The following is a 25493-nucleotide window of genomic DNA, read 5'->3' on the forward strand; positions in this document are numbered from 1 at the left end:
GCTTCCCCACCATATACAAGAGGAATGCTACGTCACTTTTTGAGAATCTCTTGCAAGCGCGCGGTTTCATCCGCAGTTAACTTACTCTCTGAGGTCGTGGCCGCAACAGAACGCCGGCGCGCGTAGGACAGGCCGACAAAAAGGGCAATGATCAGCATGACTGGACCAGCCAAATATAGCACCAGATTGCTACCAGACGTGCGCGGGCGCAGCAGTACGTATTCGCCGTAGCGGTCAACCACGAAGTCCACAACACCTGCATTGCTGTCTCCGGCCACCAGGCGCTCACGCACCAACAGACGCAAATCGCGTGCCAGCTGCGCATTGCTCTCATCAATGCTTTCATTGCGGCAAACAAGGCAGCGCAGGTCCCTGGAAATCTCACGCGCACGCTCTTCCAGAACGGGATCGGCCAGTACCTCATCAGGTTGAACAGCCGCGCTTGGTCCTGCCATCAGGAACGCCACGGTCAGGGCGGCTCCAAATCTGCGTAAAGCGTTCAACATCTCAAACCTCATTCCGCCGGCACACCGCCGCTTGGCGCTTTGCGCGCGCCTGCAGCCACACGGTAACGCCGGTCACTCAGGCTCAAACAGCCACCGAGCGCCATCAGGAGCGACCCCATCCAGATCCAGTTGGTCAGGGGCTTGATGTAGGTTCGCACCGTATAGGCGCCGCCCGGCTGCTCATCGCCTAGCGCCAGATACACATCGCGCAGCACACGATAGTCAATTGCCGCCTCTGTGGTGGGCATTCCCGCAATCGGATAAACGCGTTTTTCCGGATGCAGCATGGCGATTTCACGGCCACCGCTGCGCACGCGAATGTCCGCCATAGTACTCAGGTAGTTCGGCCCTTCCACCTCACGCACATTCTCAAGGGTGATCTCAAACGCGCCGACGGTATATGGCTCATTCAGTTGCGCCACACGAATGTCTTCCTGCTCCCAGGCCATCAGACCGGCAACGCCAAACATGGTCACGCCAAGCCCCGCATGGGCCACCGCCTTGCCCCAATCCGCACGCGGCAGCCGCGTCATCCGGCCCAACCGTGCCCTCAGATCGCCCCGTCCTGTGCGCGACAGCAGATCCGTGGCGGCACCAAAGACCAGCCATGCGCCGAGGAACAGCCCAACCGGCCCCAGAAGCGACCGTCCGCTCTGCATCGCCCAAGCCAGCCCGGCCAGCGCAATCGCCAGCATCAATGCAGGCACCAGCGGCTTCAACGCCTTACCAAGCTTGGCCCGCTTCCACGGCAGCATCGCGCCAATCGGCAAGATCGCGCCAAGCAGCACCATGAAAGGCGTAAACGCCATATTGAAGAAGGGTGGGCCCACGCTCAACTTACGGGCAAAGGCAAGCTCGCTCACCAGCGGCCAGATGGTGCCGATAAAGACCACAAAACAGGACACCGCCAGCAGGATATTGTTGAGCACAAGCGCGGTTTCCCGGCTGACCACACCAAACACGCCTTTGGCCTCCATCGCCCCGGCGCGCGCCGCAAACAGGGTCAGTCCGCCGCCGGTGAACACCGCCAGAATGGCCAGAATGAACACACCGCGCTCCGGATCATTGGCAAAGGCATGCACGGAGGTGATCACACCAGAGCGTACAATGAAAGTCCCGATCAGGGAGAAGCTGAACGCCATGATCGCCAGCAGGATCGTCCAGCTTTTCAGGGATTCACGTTTTTCCACCACAATAGCGGAGTGCAACAGCGCGGCCGCCAGAAGCCATGGCATGAAGGAGGCGTTTTCCACCGGATCCCAGAACCAGAAGCCGCCCCAGCCCAGTTCGTAATAGGCCCACCAGGAGCCAAGCGCGATGCCGATGGTCAGAAACACCCAGGCCGCCAGCGTCCAGGGCCGCACCCAGCGCCCCCAGGCGGCATCCACACGGCCCTCCAACAGCGCGGCAATCGCAAAAGAGAACGCCATGCTCAGCCCCACATAGCCCAGATAGAGGAACGGCGGGTGCAGCGCGAGCCCCACATCCTGCAACAGCGGGTTCAGATCGCCGCCGTCAAACGGCACCACATCCATCCGCAAAAACGGGTTGGAGGTCAGAAGGATAAAGGCAAAAAACGCAACAGAAACGGAAGCTTGCACCGCCAAAGCGCGGGCGCGCAGCGTTGCTGGCAGATTGCCGCCAAACCACGCCAGACAAGCACCAAAGATGGTCAGGATAAACACCCAGAGCAGCATGGACCCTTCATGATTCCCCCAGACACCGCTCACTTTGTAGAGCATTGGCTTCAGCGTGTGGGAGTTGCTCACCACCAGCTGCACGGAGAAATCAGACACCACAAAGGCATAGGTCAGCGCTGCAAAAGAGAAGCCTGTGAACAGGAACTGCAAGCCCGCAGCTGGTTCGGCCACGGCCATCCAACCGGGCCATCGTTTATGCGCGCCAACAAGAGGAACGATTGCCTGCACCAAGGCGGTGACGGCGGCTAGGATCAGTGCAAAATGGCCGAGCTCTACTATCATGGCGTCTATATAGACCTGCCTCAACGAAGGGCCAATGCAATTCGGCGTGAATCTCAGTCCAGATTGTCGCGCCCTCAGCCTGCCGTTTTGCGCCAATCATCTAGGACAGGGTTCTTCACGCCTTCCGGCCCCTCTGCACCCTCCCCTGGCGGACGGGCGTCTGCCCGCGCGTCCGCGCCTGCATCAACCTCTCTTGTCTGGATGTTTTCCAAGGTCTCAATGGCCTCCACAACCTGAGGCACCAGCTTCAGGTTCTGCGACATACTACGTTGAAATTCCTGCCCTTTCGCCTGATGCCGCGCGCCAAAATAGAAACTCACAATTACGCCCAGCAGCCACCACATCGGGTCAGGCACCAGCGCAATGCCGGTGATACGCGCCGCAAACCACACCGGATCCACCATGGCCGCCACAAACAGTGCCAGACAGCCAATCGCCATAGCCGGGCGCGGCAGGCGGTTGACCCCGTCCATCAGCCGGTCAAACACACCGCGGTCAACCTGCCGGAACTCTTCCGCATGGCTCTGCATCGCCGCGATCTGCACATCCTGCGCCCGCTGCGCCCCCGCTTCTGCGTTCTCCCGAAACACCTCGGCGGTCTCTGCAATCACATTGCGCCCGCCGCCAAACACAAAGGACAGCGCCCGTTCAATCAACCCCATGAGGCCACCCGTTTCTGAAACTCATCAACACTCAGGTGATATCGAGGCGAGATGAATTCCTCCGCCCGCCTGATCCACCCGCCTTTATGACCCGCCCGCGTGCGCGCAAATTTGCGCGATTTGGGGCGCAGGTCCGCCAGCCGGAAATAATAGTTCCGCCGTGCCACCCCGTAAGCATCGGCAAGATGATGTGGCGCCAGCACGGCAGCCGCCTCACAGGCAGCGATGGTATGCGGGCCGATCTGCCCGTCCACCGTGACCTGCTGTCCCATCTGCACAAGCAACCGCTGCAGGATTTTCACCGCATTGCCGCCTGCATTGACATACATGTCAAACACAGAGGCTTGCAAAACCTCCGGCAAACCGTTGATCCCCGGAGCTTCATAGTAATGTTTCAGAAAAACCCGCTCCGCATCTTCCCGCGTAAGCGCCCGGATGTCGGCCGTATCTACATCCCCGTCACCGTCTTTGTCCAATCCCAGCCGCCGGGCCGTATGGATGGTCACGCCAAATTTGGTCGCCCCGCCGGGGTCATCCGGATCAACTACAAAACTCCCTTCGCGGGCCACGATCTCCCGCGCGATTTGCTGCACATTCAACATTCTGTCGCCCTCCTGTGCCTGACACAGCCAAGCTGGCACGCCTACGTTAAGCTCCTCCAAGCCCGCCGCACGCTGCTGTTGCACGCATAGAAAAACCCGCAAGCCGTCAGACCTGCGGGTTCAAATCTCTGTTGAAAGGGGCTGCGGTCAGCCTTCGCTCTCAGGTTCCTGATACACGCCCTGCTCTTTCAGCGCGTCCACAACCTCTTTGGGCATATAAGTCTCATCGTGTTTGGCGAGGATTTCTGTGGCCACAAACACCCCGTCCACATAAGAGCCTGTGCCCACCATGCCTTCGTTCTCTTTGAACAGATCCGGCAGGATGCCGGTGAAGGTCACAGGCACCGACGCGCCGCCATCTGTTACGGAAAACCGCACGGTTTCGCCGTCAGCCCGCACCAAGGTGCCATCCTCAACCAACCCGCCAATGCGAAAGACTTCGTTGGCCGCGGGAGGCTCTTCAAGCACCTGAGAAGGTGAGCGGAAGAAATTGATCCCATCTCGCATCGCATAGCCGATCAAGGCGGTGGATACGATCATGGCTACGAAGGTCAGGATGATCACCTGGATCCGACGTTGCTTTTTCAGGCTCTTCATTTTTAGTCTCCCGCGCCACAGCGCATTTTACGGGAAGCAAGGCGCCAGCATCAGGCCGGCGGTTTCCTCTTCTCCCAACATCAGGTTGGCGTTTTGCAACGCCTGCCCGCTGGACCCTTTGGTCAGGTTGTCCAGCGCCGCAATCACAATCGCGCGCCCCTCGATCCGGTCTCCGGTCACGCCGATATGGCAGAAGTTGGAGCCCCGCACATGGCGCGTGCTCGGCGCTTCGCCAAAGGGCAGAACCTCGATGAACGGCTCATCACCATAGGCCGCTGCGAGGGTCGCATGGATCTCTGCCGCATCCCCCTGCACGTAAACCGTCGCCAGAATGCCCCGGTTGGCAGGCACCAGATGCGGGGTGAACTGTACCTTAACCTCGCGCCCCGCAATCTTGGAGAATTCCTGATCGAACTCGCCCAGATGCCGGTGTGTGCCGCCAATGGCATAGGCATGGTAGCCTTCGCTTAGCTCCGCATGCAGCAGGTTCTCTTTCAAGGATCGCCCTGCGCCGGATACTGCACATTTCAGGTCCAGAATGATCTGATCGAGATCAATCACACCGGCTTCAATCAGCGGACGCAGCGCAAACTGCCCCGTTGCTGCGTTACAGCCTGTCCCAGCCACAACCCGCGCTGCCTTGATCTCTTCGCGATAAAATTCGGTGAGGCCATAGACAGCCTCTTGCTGAATTTCGAGCGCATCATGCTGCCCGCCATACCATTTGGCGTATTCCTCTGGGTCGCGCAGACGGAAATCCGCGCTCAGGTCGACAACCTTAACGTCAGAAGGCAAAGCCTTGATAACCTTCTGAGAGGTCGCGTGCGGTAAGGCGCAGAAACACAGATCCACATCGGCAAAATCAATCTCGTCGATCTTGCAAAGGGTCGGCAATTCCAGATGGCGCAGATGCGGGAACACAGCAGACATCTCCATGCCTGCCTTGCGATCTGCGGACAGGGCCACAATCTCCATGCTCGGATGGGTGGCGATCAAACGCACCAATTCGGCTCCGGTATAGCCACTGGCGCCAAGAATTGCGATTTTATGGGTCATCTCAAAGACCTCTTTCCTGTTGTTGGCCGCAGCTGTTCAGCCGGCCACCCCGTCACCTGCGGGGTAAATAATCAAAATTTGGGAGTTTTGCGAGAGCCTGCGCCCGCAGGTCGCATGTGGCTCTCTTCACGATCGGGTGTTAGGCCGATTCAAAGGTAATTCGTCGTCGCAAAAACTGCGTCGCCCGGTCAGAGACCTTGCGCACGTCGCCTGTGGTCAGGAACATATTTTTTTCGCCCGTCCCGATCATGGTTGGGTGCCGCTCCAAATAATCCGCCAGTGATTCTGCCACCAGATTTGCCTGACTATACACTTTTACCCCTACGCCCAAAGCGTCTTGGAAGGTGTCATGCATAATCGGGTAATGGGTGCAGCCCAAGATCGCCGCCTGCGGCTCGGGCATTTTTCGCTTGAGGGCATCAACGTGACTGCGCACCAGCGCTTCGGCCAGGATCATATCGCCATCTTCAATGGCATCCACCACGCCACCACAGGCCTGTGCCTCCACATCCACGCCAATCGCGCGGAACGCCAGCTCGCGCTGAAACGCGCGGCTCGCCACGGTGGCCGGTGTCGCAAACAGCGCCACATGCTGCACATCCACTTCGCGCGGCGGAGAGTTATCGCCCCAGCTGCGCTCGGTCAGCGCCTCAATCAGCGGCACAAAAACGCCCAGCACCCGCTTGTCGGTCGGCACCCAGCTTTCCTGCATTCGGCGCAGCGCGGCCGCGCTTGCGGTGTTACAGGCGAGGATCACCAGATCACAGCCCGCGTCCCACATCCGCTCCACCGCCTTGGTGGTCAGATCATACACATCATCTGCATCGCGCACCCCGTAAGGCGCATGCGCATTATCGCCGAAATACACAATCGGCACCTCCGGCAAGCGCTTGCTCACCGCGTCATAAACGGTCAGACCGCCCAGACCACTGTCAAAAATCCCAACTGCCACAAAACACCTCTATCCGCGATCAGGCGCGGTATTTTTCTTCAAACTCAAATCCATAGCCAAAATTGGCAATGGGCTTGGGAGAAAGAGAATAAGTGCTGTCTCGCAGAAAGTCCATGAGCGCCTTGGTGTCTTTGGCGCGGCTGTTGATCGCATTGCGGTCAATCGGCTCGCCAATCACCACGCGCACCGGCGTATCCACCCGCTTTTTGAACTCCCGGATCAGAAAGCCCATGCGCAGCGTGTAATGCAAATGGCTGGCGATCTGAAACAGGCGGCTGGTGTGCCCGTCAAAGAACACAGGCACCACGGTGGCCTCCGATTTCGCCACCATCCGCGCGGTAAACCCACGCCAGCCCGGATCAAGCGGCGTGCCAAAAGGTGTCTCCGCCGTGCTGACCGTGCCACCAGGGAAAATACCAATGGCCCCGCCATCTTTCAGGTAATTCAGCGCGGTCTTGCGGGTTTCCAGATTCTGTTTCACCGCCTCTTTTGTCTCATCAAAGCTGACCGGCAGAATAACGCGGTTGAGGTCTTCGGCCTTGCGGAACACCTGATGCGCCAGAATGCGGAAATCGCCGCGCGTCTGGCTCAGGATATTGCCCATCATCAGCCCGTCCAGGATCCCGTAGGGATGGTTGGCGATCATGATCAGCGGGCCGGTTTTAGGGATATTGTCAAGGCTCCCGCCCACCACATCCAACGACAGCCCATAACGCTCGCGCATCACCGCCCAGAAATCCCGCCCAGCTGCCACTTCCGTCTCGTAGCCCTCAGCGCGCTTGATCAGGCGCAGTCGCCCTGTGGCGTTCTCCATCACACGGATCATGGCACGACCGCTGCGGGTCTGAGCGGAGTAGGCATAACTGATGTCGCGGGCAACTTGGTGTTTGGACGGCATGGGTCTTCTCTGGTCTCTGTGTCCCCTGAGCATATGACATAAATGCAAAAGTTTTTTAACCAAGTGCCTCGTTTCTAGCTGAAATGGTCCAGCGCGCAAAATGCCCGCTGCATCAGCGGCGGGCATCTGAACTACTACACTTATCAAGCGGAACCTATTCTGCTGCCGCCTTCACGTGATTGCCATCCCGCAGCGCGGACAGAAGCTCCTCTCGACGCTTCGCCGCTTTGGCTTCATTGTCCTGCTTCACGGGTCCAAAGCCGCGGATTTGCAAGGGCAATTCCGCCAGGGCCACAGCCGCTTCATGCGCATTGTCGCCGTGCTCTGAGATCACTTTTGCCATATCAGTTTCATATTGCTTGATCAGCGCACGCTCCATCTTGCGCTCTTCTGTTCGGCCAAACAGATCCAGTGGCGTACCGCGCAAGCCTTTGAGCTTCGCCAGCACCTTAAAGAGACCCAGAGTTTTCGGGCCAAACTCCGATTTTTCTGGCCGGCCATTGGCGCCCATCTTGGCCCGTGTGGGCGGCGACAGGTGGAATTTCATGGTGAAATCCCCCTCAAACACCTCTTCAGCCTTAGCGCGGCTCTCCAGATGCAGGCGCGCCACCTCATATTCGTCCTTATAAGACAGCAGCTTGTGATAGCCCTTTGCCACCGCTTCCTTCAGACGTTTGTCAGACACGCTGTCCACCAGCTTACGGTATCGCTTCGCGAGGCGCTTGTTTTGGTATTTCACCAGATGATCCGCGCGGAAGGCGATTTTTTCCTCAAGGCTCTTGGGCATCTGCACCACTTTCGGGGTCAACAGCGCCTCAGCGTCTTCAGGGTAAAGCACCGCCCAACGCCCCACCTCAAAAGCGCGCTGGTTTTTCTCAACCGCCGCCCCGTTCAGTTCAATTGCAGACGTGATTGCCTCATGGCTCAGCGGCACCAGACCCTTCTGCCAGGCTGCGCCAAAGATCATCATGTTGGAGAAGATCCCATCCCCCAGCACAACCCGCGCCAATTCCGAGGCATCAAACATGCTCAGCTGTTCGCGCAGCCGCGCCTGAAGCGCCACCTCAAGTCGCCCGCTGGGTAGTTTGAACTCAGTGTTCTGCGTGAAATCACCGGTGATGATCTCATGGCTGTTCACCACGGCCCCGGTGCGCCCGGCGCTGGTCAAACCAAGGGTTTTTGCCCCCGCACTCACCACCAGATCCCCGCCGATCAGCGCATCACATTCCCCCGTGGCCACGCGCACGGCACTAATATCGTCGCTGCTCTCAGCAATCCGGCAATGGATATGCACCGCGCCGCCCTTCTGGGCCAGCCCAGCCATCTCCATCATCGCAGCCGCCTTGCCGTCGATCTGTGCTGCCTGTGACAGGATCGCACCGATGGTCACCACGCCCGTGCCGCCAACGCCAGTGATCACCACATTATGGGTGCCGTTGATCTGCGCGAGCTTTGGTGTCGGCATCTCCGGCAGATCCACCGCCGTGGTCGCCGCCTTGCGGATTTTTGCGCCTTCCACGGTCACAAAAGACGGGCAGAATCCATTGAGACAGCTGAAATCTTTGTTGCAGCTGGATTGATTGATCTTGCGCTTGCGCCCGAGTTCCGTTTCCACCGGCTCAATCGAGATACAGTTGGATTGCACCCCGCAATCCCCGCAGCCTTCGCAGACATCGGTGTTGATGAACACCCGCCGATCCGGATCCGGGAACGCACCGCGTTTGCGGCGGCGACGCTTTTCGCTGGCGCAGGTCTGCACGTAAACAATAGCTGTAACGCCACTAATCTCACGGAACTTCTTCTCAACCGTTTTAAGATCAGCTCGTTCATGAAAGCTGATACCAGTTGGGAACAGGCTCTGATCCACCTCTTCCTTTTCATCATAGACCACAGCCAGATCTTTGATCCCAATCGCGCGCAGCTCATTGGCAATGCGCTGTGGGCTCAAGTCACCTTCGTTGGTCTGGCCTCCGGTCATGGCTACGGCATCATTAAAGAGCACCTTGTAAGTGATGTTGGTGCCCGCCGCCATGGCCGCACGGATGGCCTGAATGCCGGAGTGGTTATAGGTGCCATCCCCAAGGTTCTGAAAAACATGTTGCGTCTTGGAAAACGGCGCCTCACCGATCCAATTCGCCCCCTCGCCTCCCATGTGGGTAAAACCGCTGGTTTCGCGATCCATCCATTGCACCATGTAGTGACACCCGATCCCCGCGTAGGCGCGACTGCCTTCCGGAACTTTCGTAGAGGTGTTGTGCGGACACCCCGAACAGAACCACGGCGTGCGCACGGCAATTTCTTCGGCATTGTCAGAGCGCTTGGCCTCGAGCAGCGTGTTCATTCCGGCCTTCACCCCATCGGTGCCGCGGCCTTCCTCAATCAGGATCTCGCCCAGCTTCTCGGCGATCATGATCGGGTCCAGAGCGCCGCGTGTCGGGAACAGCTCTTCGCGCCCCATCAGGCCCGCACCGCCTTTGTACCAACCATACACCCGACGCCCACGTCGATCATCGAAGATCGCCTCTTTGATCTGGATCTCAATCAGCTTGCGCTTTTCTTCCACAACCACAATGAGTTCGAGCCCTTCGGCCCATTCGTTGAAGGTGGTCATATCCATCGGGAAGGTCTGCCCCACCTTATAGGTGGTGATCCCCAACCGTTCGGCCTCCTCCTCGTTGATGCCCAGAAGCTGCAGCGCATGCACCAGGTCAAGCCAGTTCTTGCCCGCAGCCACAAAGCCGATCTTCGCACCCGGCTTGCCCCAAACACGCTTGTCCATGCGGTTGGCCCGGCTGAAGGCCTCCGCGGCAAAGCGTTTGTAGTCGATCATCCGCGCTTCCTGCGCGTGTGGCGTGTCCCCTAGCCGGATATTGAGACCACCCTCAGGCATATCAAACTCCGGCTCCACAAAGCTCAGCCGATGCGGGTCCCCATTCACCACAGCCGTTGCCTCAATCGTATCTTTCATGGTCTTCAAACCAACCCAGACGCCGGCAAATCGGCTTAGAGCGATCCCGTAGAGGCCATAGTCCATCACTTCCTGCACACCCGCCGGGGACACAACCGGCATATAGGCATCCACCATCGCCCATTCCGACTGGTGCAGCACGGTCGAGCTCTCGCCCGTGTGGTCATCCCCCATCGCCATCAGCACACCACCGTGTTTGGAGGTGCCCGCCATATTGGCATGGCGCATCACATCCCCGGTGCGATCCACCCCCGGGCCCTTGCCGTACCAAAGACCATAAACCCCGTCGAATTTGCCTTCCCCACGCAGCTCGGCCTGCTGGCTCCCCCACAATGCGGTGGCCGCCAAATCCTCGTTCAACCCGGCCTGAAACAGCACGTCGGAGTCCCGTAGCACCTTCTCAGCCTTCATCATCTGGCTGTCGACCGCCCCAAGCGGTGAGCCCCGATACCCGGTCACATGCCCGGCCGTGTTTAGCCCCGCCTCCGCATCACGCGCCTTCTGCATCAGCATCAAACGCACCAAAGCCTGCGTGCCATTGAGCATCACACTGTCTTTGGACAGGTCAAATCGGTCGTTTAAGGATACTTTTTGGATACTCATCTTGCGCTCCCCTCGCTGGACGGTCTCTTCCAATATAGGTGTTATAATAAGTCGTAATTACTGACCTATGTAAACATTTTTTTGAACAAGCGTTCTTTTCCTTTCCCTATGGAAGATAGTACGCAAAGCAAGCAATCTGGATCAAAGAAAACTTAATTCGCCTCTCCGACCACAGATCTTTTTGAATTGAAGATACCCTCTAGCGCAATTGGCACCGACAGGACGGCTAAAACGTCCCAAGTGCCACCATCGCCAACGCCACGTTCCCATATGGCGCAGTAAAGTGCTCCAAGGTTATGAAAGTTAGTCAAAACTTCGCTTTTCATTGCATCTTATAGAGCGTAAGGCGACGATCTCAGCGTTGGTTCAAGCCCACAAAATCTTTGACTGACAAACAACCACATGACACAAAACAACAAAATGGAGCCGTCATGGATTGGGACAAACTTAGGATTTTTCACGCAGTTGCCGATGCTGGCAGCTTGACCCATGCGGGTGATGTGCTTCATCTTTCGCAATCCGCCGTGTCGCGTCAAATCAGGGCACTTGAAGAGTCTCTTAACACGACATTGTTCCACCGACATGCCCGCGGTTTGATTTTGACAGAGCAAGGCGAACTGCTTTTCGACGCCACAGCGGCGATGAACAAACGGTTAGACGCCGCAGCCGCGCGCATTCGTGACAGCGAAGAAGAGGTTTTTGGCGAACTGCGAGTCACTACCGCGATCGGTTTTGGTACTCTCTGGCTCGCACCGCGCCTCACAAAGCTCTATGAGAAGTACCCAGATTTGAACATCGACTTGATGCTAGAGGAGCGTGTATTGGATCTGCCAATGCGTGAAGCGGATGTCGCGATCCGCATGAAAGAGCCGAGCCAAGCGGATCTGATCCGCAAACGCCTAATGAGCGTGCGCATGCGGCTCTACGCGTCACGCAAGTACCTTGACCAGCATGGCGAACCAGCGTCGATCAGTGATCTCGCAAAGCACCGTTTGATTTGTCAAAACGTAAACTCAGAACAGGTGGGCGCTGGGGCAAGCTTTGTTACGAGCCTTTTGGCAAATGACGTCACCAAAATGCTCTATGTCAACAACTACTACGGCGTGCTGCAAGCTGTCCGAAATGATCTGGGGATTGGCGTTTTGCCAAACTACCTGAAACAAGACTTCCCAGACCTTGTCAGAGTATTTGAGGACGTTGAGTCCAGCGAAGTGCCCGTATACCTCGCCTACCCAGAAGAATTGCGACAATCAAAACGCATCGCTGCGTTTCGCGATTTTGTGCAAGAAGAGATCATTTCTCATCGTAAGCAGCTGCGCGACAAGGAAAATCAATAAGACATGCAAATGACGCATGGCAGCCATGACAGACTGGTGATGCAAAAAGTCTTGAAGGTTTTCAAACTGACTACTAATTGATCAATCGAAGACGATGATTGCTTAGATGCACATCATCTTCACCTCCCTGTTGGACTAAGGCCGAGCTTATTGCTCGGCCCTTTTTTTTGCCAAAATACCATATAGCTTGCGCGTATGGTCTTTCCCTCCTTGACCTTTAGCGGGAAAACGGGCCTTTTTAGCACTGACGTTTATGACCACAGAGAATTCTATGAAACAGATTGTTTCGGGGCTTTTTATGGCGCTGCTCATCAGTGTCATGTCCCTTTCCGTTGCAGACGCTCAGATGCTGCCAACGACGACAACGACCTCGACTGCAACCGACAATGCGGACGTCTCGCTCGATGAGATGTCCCCAGAAGCGATAAATGCGATGGTCGCGCGCATGTCTGACGACGAAGTCCGTGCTGTCCTTCTGGATCGCCTGGACGCTGTCGCGGCCGCCACGACCAGCGAAGAGGCCCCACGCACCCTAATTGAGCAAGCAACACTCCTTTGGAACGCTTTTTCTCAACCGGTCTTGGATGCGGTCCGAAAAACTCCGGGGCTTTTCCCCTCACAGTTTGAAGCCTTTCAAAACTTTGGCACCAATCATGGTGGCCTAGGCGGCGTCCTTACGCTCATCGGCCTCACAGCGTTGGTCTTGGCGATTGGCTTAGGTGTCGAATACATTGTTCGCACTTGGCTGATAAAGATCCGTAATCCCGAAGCCAACCAAGGGCACGCCTCTCTCCGAGAGTCGATTGTGTTCTTGTTCAAGCGTTTTCTTCGCGAAATCTTCGGCTTGGTGATTTTCTACATCACAATCCGCATCGTTGGACGCAACATTCTTGATGCACAGCAAGTGACGTTTGTGGCGCCCTTCATCGGTTACATGATCTGGATGCCACGTATTGCCGCTGCGTTTTCTCGTTTCTTGATGGCGCCCAACCGACCTGACTTGCGTTTGGTGAATGTCAGCGATCGTTGGGCAGGTTTCATCCACCGCCACCTGATTGGCATCGTCGTACTGGGGGGCGCAACGATCTTCGTCGTTGACTTCAATGTGCTGAACGGCATTCCAGCGGGTGAGACGCGCATTGGTTTCTGGATTGATACGATGGTCTACGTCTACGTCGGCTATGTCGTATGGACCGCGCGCGAGGGTTTCAGCGACATGATGCGCGGCGATGACCCCAATCGCACTGACTTTGATGAAGCACTGGGCAAAGCCTATCCATATTTTGCGTTGGCTGTTGCCGGATGTACCTGGGTGCTTGTCTCCACAATGATTGGCCTGGGTAAAGTCCAGCTACTGCTCGCAGGAGCGCATTACGCAACCATGTTCTGGCTGCTGATCGCGCCAGTGATCGACACCGGGATCCGTGGCTTGGTACGTCATCTTGTGCCGCCAATGCAGGGTGAAGGCAAAGTTGCCGAAGACGCTTATATCTCCACCAAACGCAGCTATGTGCGCATTGGCCGTGTGATTGCGGTTGGGGCGGTGCTGGCCTTGATCGCGCGCACCTGGAATGTATCTTTGCTTGATCTTTTGCAAAACCGAGAGGGGATTGGCGACAACCTCTTCAGTTTCGCCATGACGGCAATCGTCGGCTATGTGGTGTATGAAGGTGTAAGCCTTTACATCAACCGACGCTTGGCAGCTGAGATGACTGCTTTGGGCATGTCTCAGGAAGATGCAGACAACGAAATGGGCGGCGGCGGCGGTTCGCGACTGTCCACGGTTTTGCCGCTTCTTCTTGTGACAGCACAGGGTACAATCATCGTGATCTTTGGTTTGCTTTCCATCGGCAACCTTGGCGTGGATATCACCCCATTGCTTGCAGGTGCTGGTATCGCTGGCCTTGCCATCGGTTTTGGCGCGCAAAAGCTGGTGACGGATGTTGTTTCCGGTGTCTTCTTCCTGGTTGATGACGCATTCCGTGTTGGAGACTACGTTGAAATCGACGGCACTATGGGCGCCGTCGAAAAGATCTCAATCCGGTCTATGCAACTGCGTCACCACCGGGGTCCGGTGCATACCATTCCCTATGGCGAGATCCCAAAACTGACCAACTATTCACGTGACTGGGTGATCATGAAGCTCAAATTCACTGTGCCGTTTGATGCCGACCCAAATCGGATCAAAAAGATCTTCAAAAAGATCGGTGCTGAAATGCTTCAGGAAGAGCTCTACAAAGACGATTTCCTGCAGCCCTTCAAGTCGCAGGGCGTGTTTGACTTCGATGATGTAGGCATGATTATCCGCGGCAAGTTCATGGCGAAACCTGGGAAGCAGTTCATGATCCGAAAAGAGATCTACAACCGCGTGAAAGCTGAGTTCAAAGCCAATGGCATCGATTTTGCGCGTCGCGAAGTTCGGGTCGCATTGCCGGACAATGTTTCGGAACTGCCAAAACAAGACCAGGCAGCCGTTGCCGCCGCAGCAGCAGCTGCAGCGCAACAACAGCAGCAAGAAGGCGAAACCCCTGCCGCCAAAGGGCCGGATTGATCGCAAATGGTCCACCCCATACAACACACATTCTGGCGGCAAGCGTTTAAAACGCTTGCCGCCTTTTCTAAGGCAACTGTTCTGGCATGCCTTTACTGCAGTCATGCCCTCTCCGTGTATGCAGATCCGATTGAACAGAACCCGATGTCCAGCTCATTGGATTCAGCCGCAAAAGAAGAGGTCTACGGCTTTCGCGAAGGATCTGTCGTTGTCGCTCCGATCCCCTTTAAGAACGTCCTGATAGGGACAGGTCTTGTGCTCGGGGCCGGGTACTTGTTTCAGACTGACGCGAACAGCGACACATCCATCTTTGGTCTCGCAGCCATGCGCAGTGACAACGGGTCGAACGCTTTTGGAATTGGTGGCAGTGTCGCGCTTGCCGACAACCGTTGGCAAGTCAGCGTTTCCGCGGCAGAGGCAGATGTACTTTATGATCTGTTTGTTGGTCAGATCCCGGTACCTGTGCGCCAAACCGGGAAACTTATAGACGGTGAACTTCTCTATGGTCTCAATCCAGATTTACGTGTCGGGGGTGGATTACGCTATCTTGAAACCACGTTGGGATATGGCAGTGCCTCAGGTGGCCCCCCTCTGCCAGAGGCAGAACTGGATTTGGCAACCCTCAGACTAATTGCGAAATGGGACACAAGAAATGACACATTGTCCGCCCGAGATGGTCACCTACTTGAGGCAGACCTAATTTATGGCAATGTTGTGAGCGCTGAAGACCGAGATTACTTCAAAGGGTCCGTTGCGTTCACCTATCATCATTCTATAAGCGAGCGAGGAACGCTCGCGGCGCATGTTGTCGGGTGTTCTGTTTCAGACTCAGCCCCCTTTTTCAGCAAGTGTTCTCTTGGCGGCACAGACAATTTTCGAGGCTACAGCCCCGCTGAGTTTCTGAACAACGCACTTCTATCTGCACAGGTTGAATACCGACAGGACGTGACAAACCGGTTTGGCGTGGTCGGTTTCATAGGCGCAGGGAATGCCGCATCCTCGTTCACCGCCTTGGGAGAACAAGATCTCAAATACGCAGGTGGTTTGGGGGTGCGCTACCAACTCTCAGAAAAGTTCAACGCGGTGATTTCTGCAGATGTATCCCTCAATGATCGAAACGAAGATCTCTTATACATTTATGTTGGGCAACGGTTCTGAGTCCCGTTTGTGTCATCCGTATTGAACCGGTTTCCAGCCGAAACTGAAGATGCATGTCCGCCAGTTTGGCGACGCTCTCTACAGCAAAGCCACACCGGCAAGCAGACCAAACGCTTTTGGCTTCCCCTTTGGCCTCTCCTGCCCTAAAAGCCCCTCAAACGCTATCAACTTGGGGACCCTCGCCACATGCAGGAACCGGCCATCACCACCGATCTCATCGAAGCCCATGGACTGAAACCTGACGAATACGAGCTGATCCTAGAGATCATTGGTCGCGAACCCACGTTCACCGAGCTGGGCATCTTCTCGGCGATGTGGAACGAACACTGCTCTTACAAATCCTCCAAGAAATGGCTGCGCACCCTGCCCACCGATGGCCCTCAGGTCATCTGCGGCCCCGGCGAAAACGCGGGCATCGTCGACATCGGCGACGGCGACGCAGTTGTTTTCAAAATGGAAAGCCACAACCACCCCTCCTACATCGAGCCCTATCAGGGCGCAGCAACCGGCGTGGGTGGCATTCTGCGTGACGTCTTCACCATGGGCGCCCGCCCCATCGCAGCGATGAACTCTCTCTCCTTTGGCGAAACCGGCCATCACAAGACCAAACAGCTGGTCAACGGCGTGGTCGAAGGCGTCGGCGGCTACGGCAACTGTTTCGGCGTGCCAACTGTGGGCGGCGAAGTGCGCTTCCACCCGGCCTATAACGGCAACTGTCTTGTGAATGCGTTCGCCGCCGGTCTCGCCAAGACCGACGGCATTTTTTATTCCGCAGCCTCCGGCGTCGGCATGCCTGTTGTATACTTGGGCGCAAAAACCGGCCGTGATGGTGTGGGTGGCGCAACTATGGCGTCTGCAGAATTTGACGACACCATCGAAGAAAAGCGCCCCACCGTTCAGGTTGGCGACCCCTTCACCGAAAAACGCCTGATGGAAGCCACGCTGGAGCTGATGCAGACCGGCGCCGTGATCTCCATTCAGGACATGGGCGCCGCAGGCCTCACCTGCTCCGCCGTGGAAATGGGCGACAAAGGCCAGCTTGGCGTGAAGCTCAACCTCGAAGATGTGCCACAGCGCGAAGACAACATGACAGCCTATGAAATGATGCTGTCTGAGTCTCAGGAACGCATGCTCATGGTGCTCAAGCCAGAGCTTGAGTCTGAGGCACGCGCCGTGTTTGAGAAATGGGATCTCGACTTTGCCATCGTTGGCGAAACCATCGCAGAAGACCGCTTCTTGATCCTGCACAACGGCGAAGTCAAAGCCGACCTGCCGCTGTCTCCACTCTCTGGCCGGGCGCCGGAATATGACCGCCCATGGGTGGAAACCCCGGCAGCAGAAGAGCTGGCCGAGGTGCCGCAGATCGACGGCATCGACGGCCTCAAGGCGCTGATCAGCTCGCCAAACTACGCGGGTAAACAGTGGGTCTATGAGCAATATGACACCACCGTCATGGGCGACACCGCGCAGCGCCCCGGCACGGGCTCCGGCGTGATCCGCGTGCATGGCACCGACAAGAAACTGGCCTTCACCTCTGACGTGACCCCACGCTACGTGAAAGCCAACCCGGTTGAGGGTGGCAAACAGGCGGTGGCCGAAGCCTTCCGCAACCTCTCAGCTGTGGGCGCCAAGCCTCTGGCAACAACAGACAATCTGAACTTCGGCAACCCCGAAAAGCCAGAGATCATGGGCCAGTTTGTGGGCGCCATCAAAGGTATCGGCGAGGCTGTGGCAGCACTCGATATGCCCATCGTGTCCGGCAACGTCAGCCTTTATAACGAGACCGACGGCTCCGCGATCCTGCCAACACCCACCATCGGTGCGGTTGGCCTCATCGCTGCAAACGAAGAGCCGATCCTTGGCGAAGTGCGCGACGGTCACGTGGCGCTTCTGATCGGGGACACCACTGGTCACCTCGGCCAATCCGCCCTGCTTGCCGAAGTCTTCAACCGCGAAGATGGCGACGCCCCACATGTGGATCTGGCAGCTGAGCGTAAGAACGGTGAATTCATCCGCGAAAACCGTGACTGGATCAAAGCTTGCACAGACCTCGCGGACGGCGGCCTCGCGCTGGCCGCCTTTGAACTGGCCGAAGGTGCAGGCGTCGGTGTTCAACTGGATGTGGACGACACCCCAACCCTCTTTGGCGAAGATCAGGCCCGCTATCTGGTGGCCTGCAACTTCGATCAGGCCGAAGCGCTGATGATCAATGCCTCCAAGGCTGGCATCACCATCACCACCGTTGGCAAATTTGGCGGCGACACCGTGAAATTCGGCGGCTCAGAAGCCACACTGGCAGAGCTGTCCGACACCTTCCGCAACAGCTTCGCTGCCGCCGTTGCCTGATCTCATGGAGGGCGGGCGCCCCACGCTTCCGCCCCTCACGGATGACTGTGCAAGCTGCGCAGCGCTTTGCTGCGTGGCTTACCCCTTTGATGCGAATGAAGATTTCGCCCTCATCAAACGCGCAGACGATCCATGCCCCAATCTCTCCGAAAGCTGTTTCAACTGCACGATCCACGCCGATCTGATCCCGCGCGGCTTTGGCGGTTGCGTCGCCTATTCCTGCGCAGGGGCTGGCCAGCGTGTCACGCAGGAGCTGTTTGACGGGGAGCACTGGCGCGAAGATCCCGACCTTCTTGGCCATATGACTTATGCGCTGCGCGTCATGCGCCCCATTCACGAAGCGCTCCTGCTTCTGCAGCAGGCCGCCCAGATCCCTGTCCCTGCAAGCGTTTCTGCACAGCGCGAAGCCCTTGTTGCCGCACTTTGCCCTGAGGATCCGAGATCCATCTACGACTTTGAGGAGCCAGAGGTGCAGGACGCCCTCGCCGATGTTCCCGCCTTTCTGCAATCGCTCGCACCGTTTGTTTAAAAGCTCCCGCCGAAACCGACTTGCAGAGCATTCGGCCAAGCCCTACATTTTTTCTGAACAAGACAAAGGAACGCCTCCATGCCAATGACAGCTCACCAAATTGAGGAACTGCTGCGCGAGACCTTTCCAGATGCCGAAATCCAAGTCGGCGGCTCGGACGGTGTGCATATGTCCGCCATGGTGGTTGACGAAAGCTTCCGCGGTAAGAACCGCGTGCAACAACAGCGTGCCGTCTATGCCGCCCTCAAGGGCAAGATGGACGGACCATCCGGCGAGTTGCACGCGCTGGCGCTGACCACAAAGGCACCTGAGTAATGCCGCTCAGTGGGCTGGCCGGTGGGCTGCTCTTTGCGGTTTGCGCCATGGGGGCGCTCGTCGCATGGTATAGCCGAAATCGCAGCCCACTTGAACAGGATCGAGACGATCCAGACTATCACCACCTACGCTCAGACTATCAATCCGGGGTTGGTGGTGGCAACGTGCGCACGTGGAAAGTCCCCAAAGACCCACAGGAATACGCCCGCCTGTTTGTCCCAGAAGACACGACAGACAGCGACGCCTCCAAATAGCCCTGCCTTGCACCCGGCGAAACACAAGCTACCCATTGGCATCTCGCAATCGGCTGACCTATATGTAAGCCAACAGGAACGTGGCCAACGCCAAAAGGAAATGAAAATGACCGACGTTAAAGACCGTATTGACGAAACCGTGAAAGCCAGCGATGTGGTGCTCTTCATGAAAGGCACCAAAGACATGCCTCAGTGTGGCTTCTCTTCCCGCGTGGCTGGCGTTCTGAACTACATGGGTGTGGATTACGCTGATGTAAATGTGCTCGCCGACGAAGAGGTGCGTCAGGGTATCAAGGATTATTCCGACTGGCCGACCATTCCACAGCTCTATGTCAAAGGCGAGTTCGTAGGCGGATGCGACATCATCACCGAAATGACCCTGTCTGGCGAGCTGGACACCATGTTTGACGACAACGGTGTGAGCTACGACAAAGACGCCGCAGACAAAATCCGCGAAGCCAACGCATAAGATCCGGCAGATTTCTTGTTTGAAAAGCCCCACCAAATCGGCGGGGCTTTTTTGTTAAAGACACATTGCGGCGGGCCTGCTCAGCGCGCGTCGCTGACGTAGCCCGGAATTCTGCCTTCTACGTGATAAACTTCCAAGCGCGCATCACGGCTCAATCCGGCAGGATGTGAGCCCGCAGCACCTTCCGGCACCTCTCGCCCAACCTCGGCATAATGCGCCACCCAATCTTCCAGCAAAGCACCACTCTGTACATCGCGAAAACTCAATGGCGTGTTGGGGAACACTGCCACCCCATTGTTGGCATGGCGAAACATCTCAAGGATCAGCTCGCTGCAATAAAGCGACTCGGGGCTGCTGCTGTAATAAGGATCATAAGGCACCCCCAGTCGAGACAGCCCAAAAGTCAGAGCGGCCGGGATCAACGGGCGATAAGCTGCGCTCAGACGCGCAAACATCAAACGGGGCCGCGCTTCGGCGCAATGGCTGCGCTCAGCGTATTCTTGTAATGAAGTTAGTCTGACTGCCGGATCAATCGCTTCTAAAACGGAGAGCGCCCCATTCTGGAAAACAACGATGCCAACATGATTGATCCGTGCTCCACGGTGGCCTTCCACCACCGCAGAAATCAGATTGTCTTCCTCACCCAAGGCGGCAAAAATCAAATCACCCGGGGCCAGTTGCGGCACGGATGGCTTAGTCACCCAGCAGCTTTCTCTTCGACGAGATCAGCCAGTGCTTCTGCACGTGCCGTCATTTCTGCCAATGTTTGTGTAACAGAGTCAGGAATGACAGGCACTTCGATACGCTCCGGTGCAGGGGCCGGTGCATTCTTGAGCGCTGAGATCTCTTCATCGCATGCTGCCAACTTTGCCTCAGCATTGCGCAGCTGATCTTCAAGGCCAGCCGTTTTATCTGCCAGCATCAAGCCAGCCATCAGCAACATCCGGGGCTCAGGGATACGCCCGGCCTGTGCAATCAGAGCTTTGGCTTGTTCGTCCAGCATCTGCGCAGCTGCACGCAAGAAATGTTGCTCTCCATCTTGGCAAGCAACTTCAAAAACGCGTCCGCCAATTTCGATCTGTACCTCAGGCATCAAGCTTCTCCTGTCTCATCTGCCATGGCCGGAGCCACCTCATCGCTCGCAGCTTGCGGAGCATCCTGTGCGGTGACCCCTTGCACCAATGGGCGCAGCTCGGCGAGGATCAATGCCGTTTCAGTCATCTCCGCTTCGCGCAATGCCGTGAGCGTTGCAAGATCGGCCTTCAAGGCGTCATTGACGGCTGATGGATCCACCATTTCGCCCTTTTCAACCTGATCGCGCAGCACCTGGTTGGTGGTCCGTTCCCGCCGGGCCATCTGACGCAAACGCCGCAGGCGTTTCGCCAACTCATCAAGCAGGGCACGATTGGCATCTGTCTCGGTATTACCACCAGACGCAGCACTCTCGTTTTCAGATGACGCCTGTGTCGCCGCGGCATCTGCAGCTGCGGCGGCGGCTGTCTCTGCTGCCTCCGCACGCGCTTCTGCCGCGAGCAAAGCCTGTGCAGCTTCTTCTTTTGCGCTCTCCGCAGCCTTGATGGTTTCTTCGGCAGCTGAGCGTGCGTCTTTCTCTGCCGCGAGTTCAGCTTCCAAATCAGACTTGCTTGCTGTTAACGCACGTACGCGCTCTTCCATTTGCGCGGTGACCAACGCCTCATTTTCAAGGGCACGTCTCAAGGCTTGAATGTCTTCGCCTGTGTCAGGCTCAGCAACCACGGCCTGCATCGCATCAACGCCGCGTCCAATCCGCTCCAGCGCAGCACTCAGCCTGCTCTCTAGTTCGCTGATGTCACTCATTTGCCTCGTCCTTTCTGATCCGGTTCTTGTTGACCCGTTTGTCGCGCTCGCACAGTTAACGTGGCCACGAATCGCCGCCAAGCGCATTATGTCGCGATCTTATCCAATGGACAGGCAAAATGCGCCCCCCATCGCATCGAAATCCTAGGTTGTGCGTTCAGCGAACCAAGCACACAAATAGCCCTTAAAAAGTGGCGATTCAGCCGCCACCAATGTTGCTATTGGCCATAATCCTGCTATTGACCCAGCAACCAAAACCCCAACCCAGAGGAGCGCAAGACGTGGACATCGCCGCCCTGCGTGAAAAGAACCCTGAACATTGGATGAAAGCCTCCGCAATTCGTGCTCTGACACTGGATGCGGTTGCCGCTGCAAACTCCGGTCACTCTGGCATGCCCATGGGCATGGCGGATGTGGCAACTGTGCTGTTTGAAAAGCACATGAAGTTTGACGTTGCCGCGCCAAACTGGCCGGACCGCGACCGTTTCATCCTGTCTGCTGGCCACGGCTCCATGCTGATCTATTCGCTGCTCTATCTCATGGGTGACAAGCAGGTCACGCTGGAGCAGGTTAAGAACTTCCGCCAGATGGGTGCGCTCACCGCGGGCCACCCGGAAAACTTCCTGATCGACGCCGTGGAAACCACCACAGGCCCGCTTGGTCAGGGCATCTCCAACGCCGTGGGCTTTGCCATGGCCGAAGAGATTCAGCGCGCGCAATATGGCCGCAAGCTGGTGGATCACTACACCTATGTGATCGCAGGCGACGGCTGCCTGATGGAAGGCATCTCCCAAGAAGCCATCGGCCTTGCGGGGCGCCACAGCCTCGGCCATCTGATCGTGCTCTGGGACAACAACAACATCACCATCGATGGCACTGTTGAGCTTTCTGACCGCACCGATCAGGTCAAACGCTTCAAAGCCTCCGGCTGGCATGTGCTGGAGATCGACGGCCATGATCCAGAAGCGATCGACGCCGCGATTGAAGCTGCCAAGAAAACCAAGAAACCGTCCATGATTGCGTGCAAAACACACATCGCAATCGGCCACGCGGCACAGGACACCTCCAAAGGCCACGGCGCCCTGACTGACGCAGAGCAGCTTGCCGCCGCCAAAGAAGTCTACGGCTGGACCGGTGGTGCCTTTGAAGTCCCTGCCGACATCAAATCCCAGTGGGAAGCCATCGGCGCACGCGGTGCAGAAGAGCGCGCCGCATGGGAAGGCCGCTTTGCCGAAGCCTCCAAGCAGAAGCAGGACCGTTTCAACCGCGCCTACGCTCTGGAAGCCCCGAAAAAGCTCTCCGCAACCGTTAAGGCACTGAAAAAGCAGATCTCTGAAGATCAGCCGTCCGTCGCCACCCGGAAATCTTCCGAAATGGCGCTGGCAGCGATCAACCCGATCATGCCGGAAACCGTGGGCGGCTCTGCTGACCTGACCGGTTCCAACAACACCAAGACCGGCGATCTGGGCGTGTTTGACACCGACAACCGCAAGGGTCGCTATGTCTACTGGGGCATCCGTGAGCACGGCATGGCCGCCGCGATGAACGGCATGGCGCTGCACGGCGGCATCCGCCCCTACGGCGGCACCTTCTTCTGCTTCACCGACTATGCGCGCCCTTCCATGCGTCTGGCCGCTCTGAGCAAAATCCCTACCGTGTTCGTGATGACCCACGATTCCATCGGTGTGGGCGAAGATGGCCCAACCCACCAGCCGGTCGAACACCTCGCAATCTGCCGCGCGACCCCGAACACCTATGTGTTCCGTCCAGCGGACTCCGTGGAAACCGCAGAGGCCTGGGAAATCGCGCTGACCAGCAAAGAGACCCCTTCCGTCATGGCCCTGACCCGTCAGAACCTGCCAACCGTGCGCACCGAGCACAAACTGGCAAACCTGACCGAGAAAGGCGCTTATGTGCTCGCCGAGGCCGAGGGCAAACGTCAGGTGATCCTGATCGCCACTGGCTCTGAAGTCTCCACCGCGATGGAAGCCAAGGCGCTTCTGGAAGCGGACGGCATCGGCACCCGCGTGGTCTCCATGCCCTGCATGGAGCTCTTCGCGCAGCAGGACGAAGCCTACCGCCGCAAGGTTCTGCCAGCCGGTGCAGCCGTGCGTGTAGGTGTCGAGGCCGCCGTGCGCGCAGGTGGCTGGGATCAGTGGCTGCTGGGTGAACGCGCCCGCGCAGGCAAATCCGACTTCGTCGGCATGTCGAGCTTCGGTGCCTCCGCCCCGGCGGGCGAGCTGTTTGAGAAATTCGGCATCACCGCAGCCAATGTGGCGGAAAAAGCCAAAGCGCTGCTGTAATAGCAGCTCGATCCAAAAAGAGAAAAGGCGCTCCATCGGGAGCGCCTTTTTTATTGGTCCATCTCATAACGAGACGATCAAACCGATGCGGATTGCCTCATCCCAAACGCGGCGAACATCCAGCCGCGCCTCACTGCGCCTGAGCGCGTTTGCGATCCCCGTCCTGCAATAGGTAGAGCGCAATCAGAGTGACAACGACACCAGACAGCAAATATAGCGCCGCAGCCCAAAGCCCAAACGTAGAAGCAAGGAACAAGCCTGTCAGGGGTGCAAAAGCCGCCCCCAAGAGCCACGACAGGTTGGTCGACATAGCTGACCCAGAATACTGATGTTCCACCTTAAAGCGGTTGGGTACGATAGAGCTTGATTGCCCGTAAGACAGACCAAGCACAACGAAGCCCAAAAGAATGTAGATCGCAGGCATTGTCTCCAGGGTGGCGATACTCAAGCAGAGCACAAGTGTCAGAAGGCTGCTGATAAACAGCACGATCCGGCGTGACAACATGTCCGCCAATGCACCAGAAACCATCACAGATCCGATCGCGAGCGTGCCGCCGAGAAGCTGCAACAACAGGATCTCGGTGATGTCACGACCAGAGAAAAGCAATGCATAGCTCAGCGGGAACACCGTCACCATGTGGAACAAAGCGTAGCTCGACAGCGGCAACAGCGCTGACAAAAGGATCGTGCGCCATTCGGTCTTGATCAACTGAGGCAACGGCGCGGACTGCAGCAGTCTTGCATCATCGCTGCCAAAGTTTGTTGTCAGCAGACGCAGCCGTGCGAAAAGCGACACTACATTTACCGCCATGACCGCAAAGAAGGCAAAACGCCAGCCGTAGGTCAGGAACTCTTCTTCTGTGAGGAAGCCGGTCAATACATAAAACAGCGCTGCTGCAACACAGAAACCAATCGGGCCACCAAGCTGCGCAACCATGCTATAGCGCCCTTCCCGGCCCTCTGGTGCCGCAGATTTCAGCTGAAGCGTTATGCCATCCCATGCGCCCCCCAGTCCAAGTCCTTGGACAAAACGAAGCACCCCCAACATCACAGGTGCAGCAATTCCCCAAGTCTGATATCCTGGCAACAGCCCAATCGCCACTGTTGACGATCCCAAGATCATGAGTGCCAGGGTAATTTTGCCTGGTCTCCCGATTTTATACTGAATGCTGCGCGCAAGCATACTCGCGATCGGGCGCGCAATGAATGCAAGTGAAAACAAGCCGAACGACCACAAGGTTCCGCTCAGCGGATCCAAGTGCGGAAAGAACACGGTAGGAAAAACGAGGGCTGACGCTATGGCATAAACAAAGAACCCGAAAAAGTCCGTTACTCGCGCCATCACCACAGTGATGACCACGTCATCCAGTGTGACATTATGTTGCACCGCAGATTCAGATATTGCCATATTTCAGCCTCCCATGTGTCTGAACGGGCCTTTGATGCGTTCCTCCTACGCATCGTGGGCCTCTTGACCGCACCGCCTCTGTAAAAATGACGCAGTGCAGCATCTTGCAACTCAAGCCTACTGACGATATGCGGCGCGGGCAAGGTTCTAACAGTGAGAAA

General features: G+C 57.1%; 22 protein-coding genes. 9 read left to right on the plus strand and 13 right to left on the minus strand.

The features are described from left to right. Window positions 1-32 precede the first annotated feature (32 nt). The 9 genes from J7413_RS02265 to J7413_RS02305 all read right to left on the minus strand — a co-directional run bounded on the left by J7413_RS02265 (window position 33) and on the right by J7413_RS02305 (window position 10826). The gene (locus tag J7413_RS02265) at window positions 33-506 is read right to left on the minus strand and encodes a cytochrome c-type biogenesis protein (protein WP_209095963.1); all 474 of its coding nucleotides are present in this window, start codon (window positions 504-506) and stop codon (window positions 33-35) included. An 8-nt stretch (window positions 507-514) separates the two neighbouring features. After that, window positions 515-2488 (minus strand): heme lyase CcmF/NrfE family subunit, encoded by a 1974-nt coding sequence (locus tag J7413_RS02270; RefSeq protein WP_209095965.1) that lies wholly within the window; start codon window positions 2486-2488, stop codon window positions 515-517. Between the two features lie 74 nt (window positions 2489-2562). Then, entirely contained in the window at window positions 2563-3150 is a 588-nt protein-coding gene (locus J7413_RS02275; protein WP_209095967.1) for a holin family protein, read from the minus strand. Beyond that, window positions 3141-3752, minus strand: a complete 612-nt coding sequence (locus tag J7413_RS02280) for a holin-associated N-acetylmuramidase (protein WP_209095969.1) — start codon at window positions 3750-3752, stop codon at window positions 3141-3143. The genes J7413_RS02275 and J7413_RS02280 overlap by 10 nt, the downstream gene beginning before the upstream one ends. A gap of 147 nt (window positions 3753-3899) precedes the next feature. Next, window positions 3900-4349, minus strand: coding sequence for a cytochrome c maturation protein CcmE (gene ccmE, locus J7413_RS02285; RefSeq protein ID WP_209062379.1), 450 nt, complete (start codon window positions 4347-4349; stop codon window positions 3900-3902). Between the two features lie 27 nt (window positions 4350-4376). After that, on the minus strand, window positions 4377-5405 hold the full coding sequence (gene argC, locus J7413_RS02290) for an N-acetyl-gamma-glutamyl-phosphate reductase (protein ID WP_209095971.1): 1029 nt from the start codon (window positions 5403-5405) through the stop codon (window positions 4377-4379). 139 nt (window positions 5406-5544) lie between these two features. Then, the gene (locus J7413_RS02295; RefSeq protein WP_209095973.1) at window positions 5545-6357 is read right to left on the minus strand and encodes an aspartate/glutamate racemase family protein; all 813 of its coding nucleotides are present in this window, start codon (window positions 6355-6357) and stop codon (window positions 5545-5547) included. 19 nt (window positions 6358-6376) lie between these two features. Continuing rightward, the gene (locus tag J7413_RS02300) at window positions 6377-7255 is read right to left on the minus strand and encodes a lysophospholipid acyltransferase family protein (protein ID WP_209095976.1); all 879 of its coding nucleotides are present in this window, start codon (window positions 7253-7255) and stop codon (window positions 6377-6379) included. Window positions 7256-7409: 154 nt separating this feature from the next. Next, window positions 7410-10826 (minus strand): indolepyruvate ferredoxin oxidoreductase family protein, encoded by a 3417-nt coding sequence (locus J7413_RS02305; RefSeq protein WP_209095977.1) that lies wholly within the window; start codon window positions 10824-10826, stop codon window positions 7410-7412. 431 nt (window positions 10827-11257) lie between these two features. Between J7413_RS02305 and J7413_RS02310 the strand changes: the two genes are divergently transcribed. From J7413_RS02310 to grxD, 8 genes are all read left to right on the plus strand, one after another. Further along, a complete protein-coding gene (locus tag J7413_RS02310) occupies window positions 11258-12163 on the plus strand; it encodes a LysR family transcriptional regulator (RefSeq protein ID WP_209095979.1) in 906 nt (301 codons plus the stop codon). Between the two features lie 271 nt (window positions 12164-12434). After that, on the plus strand, window positions 12435-14714 hold the full coding sequence (locus tag J7413_RS02315; protein WP_209095981.1) for a mechanosensitive ion channel family protein: 2280 nt from the start codon (window positions 12435-12437) through the stop codon (window positions 14712-14714). Between the two features lie 144 nt (window positions 14715-14858). Next, on the plus strand, window positions 14859-15872 hold the full coding sequence (locus J7413_RS02320) for a BamA/TamA family outer membrane protein (protein ID WP_209095983.1): 1014 nt from the start codon (window positions 14859-14861) through the stop codon (window positions 15870-15872). Between the two features lie 186 nt (window positions 15873-16058). Then, on the plus strand, window positions 16059-18218 hold the full coding sequence (gene purL, locus J7413_RS02325; protein ID WP_209095985.1) for a phosphoribosylformylglycinamidine synthase subunit PurL: 2160 nt from the start codon (window positions 16059-16061) through the stop codon (window positions 18216-18218). A 73-nt stretch (window positions 18219-18291) separates the two neighbouring features. Continuing rightward, a complete protein-coding gene (locus J7413_RS02330) occupies window positions 18292-18747 on the plus strand; it encodes a hypothetical protein (RefSeq protein ID WP_209095987.1) in 456 nt (151 codons plus the stop codon). A 78-nt stretch (window positions 18748-18825) separates the two neighbouring features. Then, complete coding sequence (locus J7413_RS02335; RefSeq protein WP_209062359.1) at window positions 18826-19062, plus strand: BolA/IbaG family iron-sulfur metabolism protein; 237 nt, start codon at window positions 18826-18828, stop codon at window positions 19060-19062. Further along, complete coding sequence (locus J7413_RS02340; RefSeq protein WP_247743285.1) at window positions 19062-19316, plus strand: hypothetical protein; 255 nt, start codon at window positions 19062-19064, stop codon at window positions 19314-19316. Before J7413_RS02335 ends, J7413_RS02340 begins: the two co-directional genes overlap by 1 nt. Window positions 19317-19422: 106 nt before the next feature. Beyond that, window positions 19423-19785, plus strand: a complete 363-nt coding sequence (gene grxD, locus J7413_RS02345; protein WP_209095989.1) for a Grx4 family monothiol glutaredoxin — start codon at window positions 19423-19425, stop codon at window positions 19783-19785. A gap of 80 nt (window positions 19786-19865) precedes the next feature. Here the strand turns inward: grxD and J7413_RS02350 are convergent, their stop codons facing one another. The 3 genes from J7413_RS02350 to J7413_RS02360 are packed head-to-tail and all read right to left on the minus strand — an operon-like array spanning window position 19866 to window position 21621. Next, window positions 19866-20486 carry a YiiX/YebB-like N1pC/P60 family cysteine hydrolase gene (locus tag J7413_RS02350; protein WP_209095991.1) on the minus strand — a complete coding sequence of 207 codons (621 nt, stop codon included), beginning with the start codon at window positions 20484-20486 and terminating at the stop codon, window positions 19866-19868. Next, window positions 20483-20878 carry a cell division protein ZapA gene (locus J7413_RS02355; protein WP_209095993.1) on the minus strand — a complete coding sequence of 132 codons (396 nt, stop codon included), beginning with the start codon at window positions 20876-20878 and terminating at the stop codon, window positions 20483-20485. The genes J7413_RS02350 and J7413_RS02355 overlap by 4 nt, the downstream gene beginning before the upstream one ends. Then, window positions 20878-21621 carry a hypothetical protein gene (locus J7413_RS02360; RefSeq protein WP_209095995.1) on the minus strand — a complete coding sequence of 248 codons (744 nt, stop codon included), beginning with the start codon at window positions 21619-21621 and terminating at the stop codon, window positions 20878-20880. Before J7413_RS02360 ends, J7413_RS02355 begins: the two co-directional genes overlap by 1 nt. Before the next feature lie 281 nt (window positions 21622-21902). Here J7413_RS02360 and tkt point away from each other — a divergent pair, with 281 nt between their 5' ends. Beyond that, complete coding sequence (tkt, locus tag J7413_RS02365; protein WP_209095997.1) at window positions 21903-23924, plus strand: transketolase; 2022 nt, start codon at window positions 21903-21905, stop codon at window positions 23922-23924. A gap of 130 nt (window positions 23925-24054) precedes the next feature. Here the strand turns inward: tkt and J7413_RS02370 are convergent, their stop codons facing one another. Continuing rightward, window positions 24055-25332 (minus strand): MFS transporter, encoded by a 1278-nt coding sequence (locus tag J7413_RS02370; RefSeq protein ID WP_209095999.1) that lies wholly within the window; start codon window positions 25330-25332, stop codon window positions 24055-24057. Between the last annotated feature and the right edge of the window lie 161 nt (window positions 25333-25493).

The organism is Shimia sp. R10_1 (assembly GCF_017744095.1).
Classification (GTDB): domain Bacteria; phylum Pseudomonadota; class Alphaproteobacteria; order Rhodobacterales; family Rhodobacteraceae; genus Shimia.